This window comes from Mycolicibacterium sp. P4_G11 (assembly GCF_056555145.1).
The window spans coordinates 361,019-378,848 of record NZ_JBFUJW010000002.1 but is presented as its reverse complement, the minus strand read 5'-3'; the positions used below and the strand labels follow the sequence as shown (position 1 = coordinate 378,848).

Annotated in this window: 8 protein-coding genes (1 of these 8 only partly in view); 6 read left to right on the top strand and 2 right to left on the bottom strand. The window is 68.4% G+C overall.

Features of this window, described 5'->3' with window-relative positions; all coding sequences use genetic code 11:
• Window positions 1-47 precede the first annotated feature (47 nt).
• Window positions 48-2,057, top strand: a complete 2,010-nt coding sequence (locus AC1U2B_RS05450; protein ID WP_480215970.1) for a DNA polymerase III subunits gamma/tau — start codon at window positions 48-50, stop codon at window positions 2,055-2,057.
• Here AC1U2B_RS05450 and AC1U2B_RS05445 read toward each other — a convergent pair whose 3' ends face one another.
• The gene (locus tag AC1U2B_RS05445) at window positions 2,058-3,362 is read right to left on the bottom strand and encodes a class I SAM-dependent methyltransferase (RefSeq protein ID WP_480215969.1); all 1,305 of its coding nucleotides are present in this window, start codon (window positions 3,360-3,362) and stop codon (window positions 2,058-2,060) included.
• Complete coding sequence (locus AC1U2B_RS05440; RefSeq protein WP_071286521.1) at window positions 3,359-4,750, bottom strand: FAD-binding oxidoreductase; 1,392 nt, start codon at window positions 4,748-4,750, stop codon at window positions 3,359-3,361. Before AC1U2B_RS05440 ends, AC1U2B_RS05445 begins: the two co-directional genes overlap by 4 nt.
• Window positions 4,751-4,822: 72 nt before the next feature.
• Here AC1U2B_RS05440 and AC1U2B_RS05435 point away from each other — a divergent pair, with 72 nt between their 5' ends.
• The 5 genes from AC1U2B_RS05435 to AC1U2B_RS05415 all read left to right on the top strand — a co-directional run.
• Window positions 4,823-5,260: an SRPBCC family protein gene (locus tag AC1U2B_RS05435; RefSeq protein WP_043399530.1), complete on the top strand. Its 438-nt coding sequence runs from the start codon at window positions 4,823-4,825 to the stop codon at window positions 5,258-5,260.
• 159 nt (window positions 5,261-5,419) lie between these two features.
• A complete protein-coding gene (locus AC1U2B_RS05430; protein ID WP_029119043.1) occupies window positions 5,420-5,752 on the top strand; it encodes a YbaB/EbfC family nucleoid-associated protein in 333 nt (110 codons plus the stop codon).
• 1 nt (window position 5,753) lies between these two features.
• A complete protein-coding gene (gene recR / locus AC1U2B_RS05425; RefSeq protein WP_043399537.1) occupies window positions 5,754-6,365 on the top strand; it encodes a recombination mediator RecR in 612 nt (203 codons plus the stop codon).
• 380 nt (window positions 6,366-6,745) lie between these two features.
• A complete protein-coding gene (locus tag AC1U2B_RS05420) occupies window positions 6,746-6,970 on the top strand; it encodes an MbtH family protein (RefSeq protein ID WP_071286520.1) in 225 nt (74 codons plus the stop codon).
• A gap of 43 nt (window positions 6,971-7,013) precedes the next feature.
• Window positions 7,014-17,830: the start of a non-ribosomal peptide synthase/polyketide synthase gene (locus tag AC1U2B_RS05415; protein WP_480215968.1), read on the top strand. It continues 20,206 nt past the right edge of the window; only the first 10,817 of its 31,023 coding nucleotides appear in the window; its start codon is at window positions 7,014-7,016; the stop codon falls past the right edge of the window.

Genomic DNA, 17,830 nt, shown 5'->3' with positions numbered 1-17,830 from the left:
CGGACTGTGGCATGCGGACCGTCGGACGGGCTCGGTAGCCTTCTCCCGTGGCTCTCTACCGCAAGTACCGACCGGCAAGTTTCGCTGAGGTTGTCGGGCAGGAGCATGTCACCGAGCCGCTGTGCAACGCGCTGGAATCGGGCCGGATCAACCACGCCTACCTGTTCTCCGGGCCGCGCGGCTGCGGTAAGACGTCGTCGGCGCGCATCCTGGCCCGCTCGCTGAACTGCGAGCAGGGCCCGACGGCCAACCCCTGCGGCGAGTGCCATTCGTGCGTGGCGCTGGCGCCCAACGGGCCGGGCAACATCGACGTCGTCGAGCTCGACGCGGCCAGCCACGGTGGCGTCGACGACACCCGTGAACTCCGGGACCGGGCGTTCTACGCGCCGGCGCAGTCCCGCTACCGCATCTTCATCATCGACGAAGCGCACATGGTGACCAATGCCGGTTTCAACGCGCTGCTCAAGATCGTCGAGGAGCCGCCGGAGCACCTGATCTTCGTGTTCGCCACCACGGAGCCGGAGAAGGTGCTGCCGACCATCCGGTCGCGTACCCACCACTACCCGTTCCGGCTGCTGCCGCCGAAGACCATGCGCGGCCTGCTCGAGAAGATCTGCACGCAAGAAGACGTACAGGTCGACGACGCGGTCTACCCCTTGGTCATCCGCGCGGGCGGCGGTTCGCCCCGCGACACGTTGTCGGTGCTCGACCAGCTGCTGGCCGGTGCCGAGGAGAATCGCGTCGTCTATCAGCGGGCGCTGTCGCTGCTGGGTGCCACCGACATGGCGCTGATCGACCGGGCCGTCGACGCGCTGGCCGCCGGCGACGGTGCGGCGCTCTTCGGGGCCGTGGAGTCGGTGATCGACGCCGGCCACGACCCGCGGCGGTTCGGTACCGATCTGCTGGAGCGCTTCCGGGATTTGATTGTGCTGCAAATAGTTCCGGACGCGGCGGCCCGCGGTGTGGTTGACGCCCCCGAGGACATCATGGAGCGCATGCGGGACCAGGCGGCCCAGATCGGCACCGCCACGCTGACCCGCTACGCCGAGGTGATGCACGCCGGGCTGGGGGAGATGCGGGGCGCGACGGCACCCCGGCTGCTGCTCGAAGTGGTGTGCGCCCGGCTGCTGCTGCCGTCTGCCAGCGACACCGAAGCCGCTCTGCTGCAACGGATCGAGCGCATCGAGACGCGGATGAACGTCTCGATCCCGGCGTCTGAGGGCGGGGTCGCTGCCGCGCCGCGGCAAGCGCCCGTGGCGGCACCGACCCCGGTTGCGGCGCCGGCAGCGACGCCGGTTGCCGAGTCGTTCGCGGACGCCCCGCCTGCTCCGTCGGCCGCAGCTGCCGCGGCGAGCAATCGGCAGTTCATGCGGAGAAGCCAAGCGTCGCCGTCGGTTTCGGCGCCGGAACCAGAGCCCGCTCCGGCGCCCCCCGCGCCGCCCGCTCCCCGGCCCGAGCCACGTCCGGCACCCGAACCTGCGCCGGTTCAACGTGAAACATCACCGGAACCCGTCGCTCCGCCGGCTGCCGAACCGGCAGCCCCGGCGCCCGAGCAGCCGGCCGCGGCTGCCGCGGGGACGCCTGGTGAGCCCGATGCGGCCGCGGTGCGGGCCATGTGGACGACGGTGCGCGAGAAGGTCCGTGCCCGCAGCCGCTCGCTGGAAGCCATGCTGATGGAGGCGACGGTCCGCGGCATCGAGGGCGACACCCTGGTGCTGGCACACCCGGCCCCGCCGTTGGCGAAACGACTCAGCGAGCAGCACAACGCGGACGTCATCCGCGAGGCGCTCAAAGACGCACTCGGGGTGAACTGGCGGGTGCGGTGCGACGCCGGTGCCGCGCCCGCGGGTGCGGTGGGGGCCGCCCCTGCCGCGTCGGCGCCACGCGCTGCGGCCCCGACGCCCGAGCAGCAGGCCGCCGTGGAGCGCGCCGAAGAAGAGGACATGCTGGCCGACGCCGCCAACGACCGTGGCACGGACGTGCCACGGCGCGACCCCGAAGAAGTGGCGCTGGAACTGCTCAAGAGCGAGCTGGGCGCCCGGCCGATCGGGGAGTAGTCAGGGCGTCCACCACGGCCGCAGCGGCAGCCCGCCGTCGGCGCCGTGTTCGTCGAGCTTGACGGCCAGAACCTGGTGCAGCTGAACCACATTGGTCTCGAAGCCCACGCGCGAACCGGCCATGTACATGCCCCAGACCTTGGCTGTGGCCAGGCCGACCTCGGCGACCGCGTCGTCCCAGTTCCGCACCAGGTTGGCGCACCAGTCGCGCAGCGTCAGGGCGTAGTGCTGGCGCAGGTTCTCCTCGTGCAGCACCTCCAGCCCGGCGTCCTGGGCGGTGGCGATGATGTGGCCCGAGCCGGTGAGTTCCCCGTCGGGGAAGACGTAGCGGTCGATGAATCCGCCGATGCTGCCGGCGTGGTTGTGCGGCCGGGTGATGCAGTGGTTGAGCAGCAGCCCGCCGGGGCGCAGCCGGTCGCGTAGGAACCGGAAGTACGCCGGGTAGTTGGCGACGCCGATGTGCTCGGTCAGGCCGATCGAGGACACCGCGTCGAAGCGCCCCTCCCGCACGTCGCGGTAGTCGCCGTGCAGGACGCGGGCGAGGTCGGACAGGCCCTCATCGGCGATGGCGCGCTGGGCCCAGTCGGCCTGCTCCGCGGACAGCGTCACCCCGATGGCCTGGACACCGTGGCGGGCGGCGTACCGGACCATGCCGCCCCAGCCGCAGCCGACGTCGAGCAGCCGGTCGCCGGGCTGCAACCGCAGCTTGTCGAACACCAGCCGGTACTTGTTCTCCTGGGCTTCCTCGAGCGTGGCGTCCGGGTGCGGGTAGCAGGCGCACGTGTACGTCATCGACGGACCGAGCACCCGCTCGTAGAAGGCGTTCGACACGTCGTAGTGGTGGTGGATGGCCTCGGCATCCCGGATTCGGCTGTGCCGCAGCCCTTCTGCCATCCGGCGCCATTTCGGCAGGGCCTCCTGCGGCGGTGGGGCGATGGGCAGCAGGTGTTCGAATCCGATGGACCGCACGATGTTCGCCAGCACCCGCAGCGGCGGACGCTTGAACTCCACCTTGTCGCCCAGGGCTTTGATGAGCTCGTACGGATCGCCCGGATGGACGCCGACGGCCGCGAGGTCACCCGCGACGTAGGCGCGCGCCAGGCCCAGGTCGCCGGGTGCGGTCGCCAGGTACGTGGTGCCTCGTGGCGTGAGCAGATTCAGTCCCAGTTCGGCGTCCTCGGGGCCGGCCGAACTGCCGTCGTACGCTTCGAATTTCAGGGGCAGCCGACCACTCGAGAAGCTCTCCAGCACCTCGGCCAAGGTCAGCTTCCCGTCGGCCGTACCGCGGTCGTCAGTTGTCGTCATTGCCGTTGTACCGCCTTCTCATAGAGACCTAATAGCCGCGATTCGGGGTCGTAAACGTCCTTGACCTTCTGGTACTCCGCACCGCCGTAGCGCCGGTCGAAATCCTCGGGTGAATAGAACGACTCGGAGTACAGGGATTTGTGGCCGCCGCACTCATCGACCTTGTCCTCGATCAGCCGGTTCGTCTCGCCGGCCACCCGTCCGGCCGGAACCGATGACCAGAACCCGAGGTTGACGTAGCTGCGGTGGGGCTCGATCGGATACAGCGGCCAACGAGTGTCGCCGCGTAACCGCAACGGACACAACCAGATCGGGGTGATGGGCACGTGCGCCAGGAACCACTCGAGAAAGTCGACGACGCGCTCGACCGGCACCTCGACGTCCTGCACCACCCGCTCGCGCAGGGGCTGATCCGGGGCAAGGATGCTGTGCCGCTCGATGCGGTCGGCGATGCGGAACCGCTGGTCCAGGCCGACGAGCTTCCAGTAGACGCTGCTGCGCCGGTATCGGCGGGGCCACAGCCGCCGCACGAGCGGACGTTGCGCGCCGAACGCCTCGGAGCACCAGAACCAGTCGGTGTCCCAGCGCCAGAGATAGTCGCCGGTGGTCAGCCGGTCGTGCCGCTCTCCGGAGTCGTGCTGGATGGAGCGGTAGAAGATGTGCTGGCCGGTGTAATCGCTGACCGGGCCGTCGGTTCCGGTCTTCATCCCCAGACACAGGTAGCTTTCGTCGGGACCGAACACGACGCCGTCGAGATAGTCGACCTGGACGCCGTCATATCCGCCGGTGTCGAGGATGCGCTGCAGTGCGTCGACCAGGTCGGCCACGCGGTGAAAGCGCAGGTGCCTCAGTTTGACGAACGGCCGCACCGGTTCCAGTTCGATGCGTAGCCGCACCGAATAGCCCAGCGTCCCATAGGAATTCGGGAAGGCATAGAAGAGATCCGAGTGGGTGTCCGGGGATGCGGTGACCACCTCACCGGCGCCGGTGAGGATGTCCAGCTCCAGCACGGACTCGTGCGGCAGGCCGTTGCGGAACGACGTCGACTCGATGCCCAGCCCCGTCACCGCGCCACCGAGGGTGATGGTCTTGAGTTGCGGCACGACCAACGGCGCCAGGCCGAACGGCAGCGTCGCCGCCACCAGCGTCTCGTAGGTGCACATGCCCTGGACGTCCGCGGTGCGGGACTCGGTGTCGACGGCGAGCACGCCGTCGAGCCCCGTGACGTCCAGACCCTTGGTCTTGGTGCGCGCCCGCGCCCGGAACAGGTTCGATGTCGGTTTCGCCAACCGCACCGTCTTGCCCCGCGGGATGGCGCGGTAGCTGTCCAGCAGTCGCTGAACGGCCGCCTCGTGGGCGGCCTGCGTGTCGGTCGTGACAGCTGTCACACCTATACGCTAGTCCGAGACAGCGGTCCTCGCGACCGCACAGTGATGCCATACGAACAGGAGTTTTGCCTGATGGGACAGGTCAGTGCGTCCAGCACCGTGTTGATTCTCGCCGAGCCGGAGAAGGTGCTGGCTGCGGTCTCCGACTACCAGACGGTGCGCCCGAAGATCCTCTCGTCGAACTACAGCGGGTACCAGGTACTCGAAGGCGGACAGGGTGCCGGCACCGTCGCCACCTGGAAGCTGCAGGCCACCAAGAAGCGCTCGCGTGAGGTGAAGGCCACGGTCGACGTCGCGGGCAAGAGCGTCATCGAGAAGGACGCCAACTCATCGATGGTGACCACCTGGACCGTCGCCCCGGCGGGCACCGGCTCGACCGTCACCGTCAAGACCGCGTGGCAGGGTGCCGGCGGTATCGGCGGCTTCTTCGAGAAGACCTTCGCCCCGCTGGGCCTGCGCAAGATCCAGGACGAGGTGTTGGGCAACCTGAAGAAGGTCATCGAAGGCTGAGCCTTCGGTCAGATACCGAAGGCTGATCCTTCAATCGGAAACCGAAGGCCAGTTCTTCGGCGCACGGAGATTTATTTCGCGGCCAGTCGGTCGCCCGACTTTCTGTCGGGCGACTAGGCTGGCGCGTAAACCCGATCATCGAAATCTGAGGGGATCACCATGCAACCCGGTGGCCAGCCTGATATGTCCGCGCTGCTTGCGCAGGCGCAGCAGATGCAGCAGCAGCTCATGGCGGCGCAGGAATCGCTGGCCACCTCGTCGGTGGTCGGCCAGGCCGGCGGTGGTCTGGTCAAGGTCACCATGATGGGCAGCGGTGAGATCACCGCGCTCACCATCGACCCGAAGGTCGTCGATCCCGATGACATCGAGACGCTGCAGGATCTCATCGTGGGTGCCCTTGGCGACGCCTCCGAGCAGGTGACGCTGATGGCGCAGCAGCGCCTCGGCCCGCTGGCCGGCGGCATGCAGGGCATGGGCCTGCCCGGGTTCTGATGTGTTTGAAGGACCCGTACAGGATTTGATCGACGAGCTCGGCAAGCTGCCGGGTATCGGTCCGAAGAGTGCCCAGCGCATCGCGTTCCACATGTTGTCGGTCGAGCCGCCGGAGATCGACCGGCTGACCGCAGTGCTGAACCGGGTGCGCGACGGCGTCAAGTTCTGTGCGGTGTGCGGCAACGTGTCCGATGACGACCGGTGCCGCATCTGCAGCGACCCGCGCCGCGACGGCACGTTGGTGTGCGTCGTCGAGGAGCCCAAGGACGTACAGGCGGTGGAGCGCACCCGCGAATTCCGCGGGCGTTACCACGTCCTGGGCGGGGCGCTGGATCCGCTGTCCGGGGTCGGGCCGGATCAATTGCGAATTCGTGAACTGCTCAACAGGATTGGGCAGCGCGTCGACGGTGTGGACATCGTCGAGGTGATCATCGCGACCGACCCCAACACCGAGGGCGAGGCCACTGCCACGTACCTGGTGCGCATGCTGCGGGACATTCCGGGGCTGTCGGTGACGCGCATCGCGTCGGGCCTACCGATGGGTGGCGACCTCGAGTTCGCCGATGAACTGACGCTCGGCCGGGCCCTGGCCGGCCGCCGCGCCATGGTCTGATTCGCGGCTCGGCCGCGGTGGCCTGATTCGCCGCTCGGCCGCAGTGGTTTAACTCTCCGCTCGCCGAAGCCGCGTTTCGCCAGGCGTCCACTGGCACTTTTCCTGCCGGAATACCGTTGCGACGGAATCAGCTAACTGTCGGAAATGCCAATTAGGCGGCACGGCCAGCGAAGTCGGTACGGCCATTGGTATCAGGCAAAGAATGTCGCGAAATTCGTTACGGCATCGGTGATTTCGGACGGATTGCTCGGTGGCGGCGCGCCGGGGCCAGTTTATTGACGCCCGTTTGTAGACATAGCGTGGGCATGTAGCATTCGCCCACGGGCGGAGCGGAAACGCAAAGCCCAATTATCTTGAGCGTCAATTCTTTTGGGAGCACCATGAGCACCAACCCGTTCGATGACGACAATGGATCTTTCTTCGTGCTGATCAACGACGAAGAGCAGCACAGTCTGTGGCCGACGTTTGCTGATGTTCCGGCGGGTTGGCGAGTGGTCTTTGGCGAGGCGGATCGCGCCTCATGCCTGGAGTACATCGAGCGGGAGTGGACCGACATCCGGCCGAAGAGCTTGCGCGACCGACTGGCGGTGGGGCAGCGGCTCTGATCGTTCGTCGGATCGGGGGTAATTCGGTATTTCAGGGTTAGGGATGGATCTCGGCGATTCGTCGTGGCCGGTCACGCGTGGGCAGCTGGACATCTGGCTCGCGCAGGAAACGGGTCAATCGGCTGCGGAGTGGCAACTCGGCATCTTCGCAAAAATTGACGGCCCAGTCGATTTCGGGCTGTTCGAGCAGTCGATCCGGCGCGTCGTCGGGGAAGCCGATCCGGTACTGGCGACCTTCTCGGAGACCGATGGTCAGGTCCGCCAGCGGGTCCTCGATGCCGCCGATTTCGACGTGGCCTTCGTCGATCTGACCCACGCCGACCAGCCGATGGTCGAGGCGCGCGCCATGTCCTCGGCGCTGCAGCGCACCCCCATGCCGCTCGACGGCCTGCTGCTGCGCTTCGCGTACTTCCAGGCCGGTCCGGCCGAATCGTTCTTCTTCGCGTGCTGCCACCACATCGTCGCCGACGGCATCGGACTGGCGCTGGTCCTGCAGCGGATCGCCGCCGTCTACTCGGAAACCGTTGCGGGCGTGGCGATTCAGCCGTCGTACTTCAGTTCGCTGCAGGATCTGCTCGACTGCGAAGCAGCGTACGAAGCCTCTGCGGACTACGCAGAGGACGAGGCGTACTGGACGGCGAACCTGCCGGCAGAGCCCACCCGTGAGCTCCGGCTCGGCGACGCGGCGGATGCCGAGGACGGCTCGTCGGAGCCGATCCAGCTCGCCCCTGCGCTGTTGGCTCAGGTGGAACGACTGTGCGAGGCCTGGGATGTGCGCCGGTCGACGGTGCTCATCGCCGCTTGCGCGCTGGTCCTGCGTGGCCGGTCAGCTGACGGTCACGAGGTGGTGCTGGACCTGCCGGTGACCCGGCGCGTGCAGCAGGTGTCGAAGACGTTGCCCGGCATGGTCGCCGGGGTGGTGCCGCTGGTCCTGCAGGTTTCCCCCGATGCCACGGTCGCCGAGTTCTGTGCGCATGTGCACACTCGCACCCGAGAAGCGGTGCGCCATCAGCGATTTCCGGTACAGGCCCTCGAACGCAAGATGCGCGGCGTGGGCGCCGACCGGATCGTGGTGGACTTTCTGCCGTCGGGGTTCACCGTGCCGCTGGGCGAGGCCACCGCGGCAGCGCAACTGATCTCAGGTCTTGGGCGAGGCTCCGGACTCGCGTTCTCGGGCACGGGCGACGAGCTGTCCGTCACGACGTTCGGCACCCGCCAGCTCGACGTCGTCGAATTGGCGGACCAGCTGGACCGGGTGCTGACCGCGATGACGGCAGATCCAGCTCAGCGCCTATCGTCGTTGCCGGTGCTGGGTGCACCGGCCGAGGAACGGCTGGCCGAACTCGGAAACTGGGCGACGCTCGCCACCGAGACGGACCCGCCGGCATCGATTCCGGCGCTGTTCGCCGATCAGGTGGCTCGCATGCCCGAGGCGGTCGCGCTCAGCGGTGACGGTGGGGCGCTGACCTACCGGGAACTCGACCGCGCGTCGAACCAGATGGCTCAGCTGCTTGCCGACCGCGGCGCGGGTCCGGGTCGGCGCGTGGCGGTGATGCTGCCGCGTTCCACCGAGGCCATCGTGACGATCCTGGGCGTGCTCAAGACCGGTGCGGCATATCTGCCGATCGACCCGGCGCTGCCGGCATCCCGAATCACCTTCATGCTGGGCGACTCTCAGCCGTTCGCGGCCGTCACCACCGCTGCGCTGGCAGACCGGTTCGACGGGTTCGACGGCATCGTCGTCGATGTGCGCGAGCGCGACGCGTTCGACGAGACCGGCGACTGGCCGGCGGCGGCCGGGCCCGAGCCCGACGATGTCGCCTATGTCATCTACACCTCGGGAACGACCGGCACGCCGAAAGGTGTTGCGATCGCCCATCAGAACCTGACCCAGCTGATCGCGTCGCAGGACGCCGGCCTGCCGTCCGAGCAGGCCTGGTCGCATTGGCATTCGTACGCCTTCGATTTCTCGGTGTGGGAGATCTTCTCCGCGCTGCTGCGCGGCGGCCGACTGGTGGTGGTGCCCGAGTCGGTGTCCGCTGATCCGGCCGAGTTCCATGACTTCCTGATCGCCGAAAAGGTCACGGTACTCACCCAAACCCCTTCTGCCATCGGCATGTTGGACATGACGGGCCTCGAGTCGTGCGCTCTGGTGATGGGCGGCGAGGCGTGCCCGGCCGAGGTGGTCGACCAGTGGGCCCCCGCGCGCGTGATGGTCAACGGCTACGGCCCGACCGAGACCACCATCTACGCGGCGATCAGTGCGCCGCTGGCGGCCGGCGGCGGCGCGGCGCCGATCGGATCGCCACCGAGCGGCGCGGCACTGTTCGTGTTGGACGGCTGGATGCAGCCGGTGCAGCCCGGCGTGGTCGGCGAACTGTATGTGGCCGGCGGCGGCGTCGGTGTCGGGTACCTGCACCGGACCGCATTGACCGGATCCCGCTTTGTGCCATGCCCGTTCGGTAAGCCCGGCGAGCGCATGTACCGCACCGGGGACCTGGTGTACTGGGGCGACGACGGCCAGCTGCGGTACGTCGGCCGTGCTGATGCGCAGGTCAAGATTCGCGGCTACCGCATCGAATTGGGCGAGGTACAAACAGCTTTGGCGGTGCTCGACGGCGTCGTGCAGGCGGCAGTGATCGTCCGGGAGGATCGTCCCGGCGACAAGCGCCTCGTCGGCTACGTCACCGGCGCCGTCGATCCGGTCGAAGTGCGGGCCGCCCTGGCGGATCGGCTGCCGGCATACCTGGTGCCCGCCGCGGTGGTGGCGCTGCCCGAACTGCCGCTGACCACCAGCGGCAAGCTCGACACCCGCAGCCTGCCGGCCCCCGAGTACACGGGCGACGACTACCGTGCGCCCGACAGCCCCGTCGAGGAGATCCTGGCCGCCATCTACGCCGAGATCCTCGGCTTGGAATCGGCGGCCGTCAGCGTCGACGACTCGTTCTTCGAGCTGGGCGGCGACAGCATCCTCGCGATGCAGGTGGCGGCGCGCGCCCGGGCCGCCGGTCTGGCGTGCCGCCCGCGTGACGTGTTCGTCGAGCAGACGGTGGCGCGCCTGGCGCAGACGGTGACCGTCACCGATGGCGCGGATGATGTGGTCGACGAAGGTATCGGACGGGTACAGACCGCCCCGATCATGCGGTGGCTCGCTGGTATCGAGGGCCCGGTCGACCAGTTCAACCAGACCTTGGTGTTGCAGGCGCCGCATGGTGCCACCGCGGCCGACGCGGTGATGTTGTTGCAGGCATTGCTGAATCGGCACGCGATGCTGCGGCTGTGCGTCGGCGCCGATGGGACCCTGGAGGTACCCGAAGCCGGTTCGGTCGCAGCCCACGAGTGCGTCGTCGAGGTCGATGAGCTGTCCGAAGCAGCGGTGGCCGCGGCGCGGACCCGGCTGAACCCGAATGCCGGGCTGATGGTCAGCGGCTTGTGGGTCGGCGCCACCGGACAGCTGGTCCTGATCGTGCACCACCTCGCGGTCGACGGGGTGTCGTGGCGAATCCTGTTGGAAGACCTCAACATCGCGTGGGCTCAGCACCGCGCCGGCCAGCCGGTGGAGTTGGCGACGACCGGAACGTCATTCCAGAAGTGGGCCGCGCTGCTCACCGAGCACGCGCACCAGCCGGACGTGCTGGCACAGGCGGCGGCCTGGCGCCACGTCGCTTCGGTACCCGCGGCCCTACCGGCGGCGGACCCTGCTGCGGACACCTACGCCACCGCGGGCCAGTTGTCGGTCACCCTGGACGCCGACCACACGCATGCGCTCCTCGGCGAGGTCCCGGCGGCATTTCACGCTGGGGTGCAAGATATTCTGCTGATCGGGTTCGCCCTCGCGGTCGCGGAATTCCTGGGCAGCACCGGCGCCCCCATCGGCATCGACGTCGAAAGCCACGGGCGTGACGAAGACATCGCGGCCGACGTCGACCTGTCGCGGACCGTGGGCTGGTTCACCGCCAAGTACCCGGTGGCGCTTTCGACGGGTCAGCTGACCTGGACGCAGATCATCGCGGGTGACGAAGCGCTCGGCGCAGTCGTCAAAGCGGCCAAAGAACAGCTCCGGGCCCAGCCCGCCGGTCTGACCTACGGCGTGCTGCGGTACCTGAACGACGACGTCGATCTGGACGGCGCCGAACCGAGCATCGGGTTCAATTATCTGGGGCGCCTTGGCTTCCCGCAGATCGCCGGGATCGACGAGCTGTGGCGGCTGGGGCGGGACGAACTGTCCCTGGCCGGCGCCGCGGCACCGCTGCCGCTGTTCCACACCGTCGAGCTGAACGCCGGAACCGTCGACACCGATGCCGGTCCGCAACTGCAGGCCGACTGGACGTGGGCGACGTCCGTCCTCGACGACGCCAAGCTGAACCGGTTGAGCCGGTTGTGGTTCGAGGCGCTGGCGGGCATCTGCGCGCACGTGCGGGCCGGTGGTGGCGGGCTGACGCCGTCGGATATCGCACCTGCGCGCCTGGGCCAGCAGCAGATCGACCAGTTGCAGCAGCAGTACCGCGTCGCCGACATCCTGCCGCTGACGCCGTTGCAGCAGGGCCTGTTGTTCCACAGCAGCACCGCGCATGAGCGGGCTGACGTCGCGGCCGAGATGTATTCGGTACAGCTCGATTTCACGTTGACCGGCGCGCTGGATCCACTGCGACTCCGCGATGCGGTGCAACGCACGGTCAACCGGCATCCGCACCTGGCGGCCACGTTCTGCCAGCAGTTCGACGAGCCGGTTCAGGTGATCCTGGCCGAACCCGAAATCTCTTGGAAGTTCATCGATTTCGGCGTGACGGGGGCGTTCGAGGAAGATGAGATTCAGCGGCTGTGTGCCGCCGAACGCATCGCCGTCGGCGATCTCGCCGGTGAGCCGCCGTTCCGGGCCCTACTGATCCGCATCGCCGAGGACCGGCACCGTTTCGTGCTGACCAATCACCACATCGTGCTCGACGGCTGGTCGCTGCCGATCCTGCTGCGTGAGATCTTCGCCGGTTATGCCGGGCACCGGTTGCCGCCGGCGGCGTCGTACCGGAAGTTCATCACCTGGCTCGCCGATCGGGACCTCGATGCGGCACGCGCGGCGTGGGGTGCCGTGCTGGCGGGCTTCGATACGCCGACGCTGGTGGGCCCACAGGACCGGCTGCAGGACCGGCTGGGGCGGGGCGGGCGCGGCTTTGCGTCGTTCGAGATTCCGGCAGAGACCACCCGTGCACTCGGGGAGTTGGCGCGTTCCTGCCAGACCACTGTCAGCACTGTGCTGCAAGGGGCCTGGGCCGTGCTGTTGACGTCGCTGACGGGCAAGCAGGACGTGGCATTCGGCACCGCGCGGTCCAGGCTCGGTCAGCTGGACATGGGCGACACCGAATCGATGGTGGGCCTGCTGATCAACACCGTGCCGGTGCGTGCCAACCTCGCCGCGGGTACCACGGTGACCGGCCTGCTCGATCAGCTGCAGACCGCGCACAACGAGACCCTCGATCATCAGCACCTGGCGCTGGGCGAGATTCACCGCGTCGCCGGTCACGACCAACTCTTCGACACGTTGTTCGTGTACGAGAACTATCCGGTCGAAGCCGGGGTGTCGGTCGGCGGTGACGATGGTGCCGATCTGACGATTTCGTCGTTCGCGAACCGGGAGTTCAACCACTACCCGCTGACGGTCGAGGCGTTCCCGGGCGATGAGCTCGCGCTGCACATCGAATATGACACCGAGGTGTTCACCGAGGCCGCCATCGAGGCGATGATCGGCAGGTTGCGCCGGCTGTTGGTCGCGATGACCGAGGATCCGACGCGGAAGCTGTTGTCCATCAACCTGCTCGACACGGCCGAGCAGGACCGGTTGCTGCACTGGTCCGGGGCCGGGACCCGCGCGCCGGTCGGACTCGGACCCGAGCTGCTGGCCGCTGCCGTCGCTGTCGATCCGGCTGCCGTCGCCATCGTCGACGGGGCGCGCGAGATGTCGTACCGCGAACTCGACGAAGCCTCGAATCGCCTGGCGCGCTTGCTCATCGACCACGGCGTCGGTCCGGAGCGCGCGGTGGGCGTGGCCATGGACCGCTGCGCCGACCTGGTGGTGGCGTGGTGGGCCGTGCTCAAGGCCGGCGGCGTATACGTGCCGGTGGACCGCACCCATCCCGTCGAACGCATTGCCACGGTGCTGGATTCGGTGGCCGCCACCTGCGTTCTCACGCGAGACGTCGACCAGGTCGGTGGCGCGGGCGCGCGCCCGGTGATCCGGGCGGACGTCGACCTGTCCGGCTACCGCGCCGAACCGATCACCGACGCCGACCGCGCACTGCCGCTGACGGTCGACAACACCGCCTACGTCATCTTCACGTCGGGCTCCACAGGCGAGCCCAAGGGCGTCGCGGTCAGCCACGCCGGTCTGCTGGGAGCCGCTGCGGCACAACGTGACTCGTACGGCTTGGCCGCCGACGACCGCGTGCTGATGGTCGCGGCGCCGACCTTCGACGCGTCCCTGTTCGAGATGCTGATGGCGACGGGCGCGGCAGGTGCGCTGGTGGTGGCACCGCGGGACGTGTACGCCGGCGAGGCGCTCGTCGACCTGATGCAACGGCAGCGGGTCAGCGCGACACTGCTCACCCCGACGGTGGTGGCGTCCCTGGATCGCACGCGGCTCGACGGCCTGACGACGCTGATCACCGGCGGTGAGGCCTGCCCCGACGAACTGGTGCACGCCTGGGCGCCAGGTCGCAGCATGTTCAACGCCTACGGGCCCAGCGAGTCCACCATCTGGGCCACCGGCACCCCGCTGCTGCCGGGCCGGCAGGTGAACATCGGGACGCCGATCGCGGGTACCCGGACCCTGGTGCTCGACGCCCAGCTCAACCCCGTGCCGCCGGGTGTCACCGGCGAGCTGTACCTCGCCGGCCCGGCGGTGGCGCTCGGCTACGTCGGCCGACCCACCCTGAGCGCCGAACGGTTCGTCGCGAATCCCCATGGTGGGCAGGACGATTCCGGCAACCGGATGTACCGCACCGGCGACCTGGCGCGCTGGAACGTCGACGGCACACTGGACTACCTGGGCCGGGCCGACACCCAGATCAAGCTGCGCGGTCAGCGCATCGAACTGGGCGAGATCGAAAGTGCGCTGCTGGCCTGCCCGCAGGTCAGTCAGGCCGCTGCCACCGTGCACCACGGCACCGGCGGCGCCCAACTGGTCGGCTACCTCACCTTCGAACACGCCACCGACGGCAAACGCGACACCGAACATGACGCCGAGATCGTCGGGGAATGGCAGGACATCTACGACGAGCTGTACGCCGCTGCCGACGCGGAAGGTGAAGCGCCCGAGTTCGGTTCGGATTTCCGGGGCTGGAACAGCAGCTACACCGGCGAGCCGATTCCGCTGGCCGAGATGCAGCAATGGCGGGCCGCCACGATCGACCGGATCATGGCGCTGCATCCGCGGCGGGTGCTCGAGATTGGTGCCGGCTCCGGCCTGATCCTGTCCCAGATCGCGCCGCACTGCGAGCAGTATGTCGCCACCGATGTCTCGTCGGCGGCGGTCGACAAACTGGCACATTCGTTGCAGCAGTTGCAGATTCCGTGGCGCGACCGGGTCGAGTTCATGGCCCGGGCAGCACACGTCACCGACGGGCTGCCCCGTGGTCATTTCGACACCATCATCGTGAACTCGGTGGTCCAGTACTTCCCCAATGCGGCCTACCTGACCGAGGTCATCGACAAAGCGGTGGAACTGTTGGCGCCCGGCGGCACCCTGTTCCTCGGCGACATCCGTAATCACAGTCTGCAGAACGCTTTCCAGACCGCCATCGTGGTGGCCCGTAGTGAGGGCGAGACCGATGCCGCGGTCCTGCGCCAGCGCGTCGAGCATGCCGTGCTCGGTGAAGCCGAACTGCTCCTCGCACCGGAATTCTTCACGACCTGGGCTGCGCGTCGGGAATCGGCTGTCGGGCTTGGTATTCGGATCAAGCGCGGCACCGCGGACAACGAGCTCAACCGATACCGCTACGACGTCACCATCCACAAGGCGCCCGCCGCCGGCCGTTCGGTCGCCGATGTCCCCACCTGGACGTGGGGTGAATGCGCCGACCTGGCCGGGCTGCAGCAGCGGTTGGCCGGCCTGCGGCCGGAGGCGATCCGCGTCGCCGGCATTCCTCGCGCGGGAGTGCGCATCGACGTCCGGCTGGAGCAGGAACTCGCCGGCATCCGGGTGGACGCGGAAACTCCTGAAGCGCCCGAGACCACAACGGAAGAACTGCACCGCGTCGGTGAGGACGCGGGATACCAGGTCGCCGTCACCTGGGGTGCTGAATCCGGCTGTGTCGACGCCGTCTTCGTCAGCTCGGGCGATGCTGGTTCGGCAGGGGTGCCGCTGACGGACTTGTATCGTCCGCACGCACACCCCGGGGTCCACGCCAACGAGCCGCACAGCAGCACGAAGATCAGCGCCGTCCGGAACCGGCTGAGCGCGTGGCTGCCCGACTACATGGTGCCGCAGCACATCGTGGTGCTCGACGAGATGCCGCTGACGACGTCGGGCAAGCTCGACCGCAAGGCGCTGCCGGCGCCCGAGTACACGGACACCGACGGCTACCGGGCTCCGGCCGGCGTGGTGGAAGAGATCCTCGCCGACATCTACGCCCAGGTGCTGGGTGTGCAGCGGGTCGGCGTGGACGACTCGTTCTTCGACCTGGGTGGCGACTCGCTGTCGGCGATGCGGCTGATCGGTGCCGTCAATTCGAGCTTGGCCGTGGACCTTTCGGTGCGCGCGCTCTTCGAGGCACCCACCGTGGCGCAGCTGGCGCCGCGGATCGGCGGGGACGCGACGCGGCTGGCGCCGCTGGTGGCTGTCCCGGCCGATGCGCGGCCGACCGCACTTCCGTTGTCGTTCGCCCAGAACCGGCTGTGGTTCTTCGACCAGTTGCAGGGGCCGTCGGCCATCTACAACCTGGCCGTGGCCCTGCGGCTGCGCGGCCGCCTCGACACCGACGCGCTGGGCCGGGCCCTGGCCGATGTGGTGGCCCGCCACGAAAGCCTGCGAACGTTGTTCGTGGCCCCGGAGGGCACCGCCGAACAGGTGATCATTCCGGCGGGCCAGGCCGATATCGGGTGGCAGACCATCGACGCCGGCGGCTGGCCGGCACGCAAGCTGGACGACGCGGTGACCGCGGCGGCCCGCCACACTTTCGACCTGTCCACACAGATCCCGTTCCACGCCAAGCTCTTCCGCGCCACCGACGACAACCACATCCTCGTCATCGTGGTGCATCACATCGCTGCGGACGGCTCGTCGGTGACCCCGCTGGTGCGCGATCTCGGGTTGGCCTATGCCAGCCGGTGTGCGGGTCGCGCCCCGGACTGGTCGCCGTTGCCGGTGCAGTACATCGACTACACGCTGTGGCAGCGTGCGCAATTCGGCGAACTCGACGATGCCGACGGCCCGATCGCCGCGCAGCTGGACTTCTGGCAGGAGACCCTGACCGGACTGCCCGAGCGCCTCGACTTGCCCACCGACCGCCCGTATCCGCCGACGGCCGACCACCACGGCGCCCGGGTGACCGTGCAGTGGCCGGTCGCCCTGCAGCAGCAGATCCGTCGCGTCGCCCGTGAGCACAACGCCACCAGCTTCATGGTGATCCAGGCGGCGTTCGCCGCGCTGCTGGCGCGGATCAGCTCGACTTCTGATGTGGCGGTGGGCTTCCCGATCGCGGGCCGGCGTGACGCCGCCCTCGACGAACTGGTCGGCTTCTTCGTCAACACCCTGGTGCTGCGGGTCGACCTGGGCGAGTTCGCCGGCGGCGACCCGACGTTCGCCGATCTCCTGGCGCAGGTGCGCCGGCGGAGCCTGGCGGCGTACGAGCACCAGGACGTCCCGTTCGAGATGCTCGTCGAGCGGTTGAACCCGACCCGGAGCCTGACACACCATCCAGTGGTCCAGGTGCTGCTGGGCTGGCAGAACTTCTCCTGGCAGGCGGGGGATGCGGCAGGGCTGGCCCTCGGCGATCTGCAGGTGACCCCGCTGACGGTGGACACCCAGACGGCCCGCATGGATCTGGCGTTCTCGCTCGGCGAGCGCTGGGACGGCGACGGGGAGCCCGACGGACTCGACGTGATGGTGGAGTTCCGCACCGACATCTTCGACGCGGAGAGCATCCAGGCGCTCGTCGGCCGGTTCGAGCGAATGGTGTTGGCGTTCAGCACCGATCCGGAGCAGCGGTTGTCGTCGGTGGATCTGCTCGACGAGGTCGAGCAGGCCCGGCTGGACCGCTGGGGGAACCGTGCCGTGCTGGGTCAGCCGACGGCGGTAACCACCGTGCCCGAGGTGTTCGCCGCGCAGGTTGCTCGCACGCCCGGCGCGGTCGCGGTGGTCTGCGGCGACCGATCCCTGACGTACCGGGAACTCGACGAGGCGTCGAACCGATTGGCGCACCTGCTGACCGCGCAGGGTGCCGGACCGGGACAGATTGTCGCGCTGCTGTTTTCGCGATCGGCTGAAGCGATCGTCGCAATACTGGCGGTGCTCAAGTCCGGCGCGGCGTATCTGCCGTTCGATCCGGCACTGCCGGCGGCCCGCATCGAGTTCATGCTCGGCGACGCAGCACCGGTCGCGGTCGTGACCACCGGCGACCTGGCGGACCGGTTCGACGGATTCGGCGTCACGGTCATCGACGTGGCCGACCCAGCGGTGGCGGCGCAGCCGAGCACACCGCCGCACGGGCCCGCGCCCGATGACGTGGCTCACCTGATCTACACCTCGGGCACCACCGGTATGCCCAAAGGCGTTGCGGTTACGCAGTACAACGTCGTGCAGTTGTTCCAGGGCCTGGAGATCGGCATCGAGCTGTCGGCGGAACAGGTGTGGACGCAGTTCCACTCCTA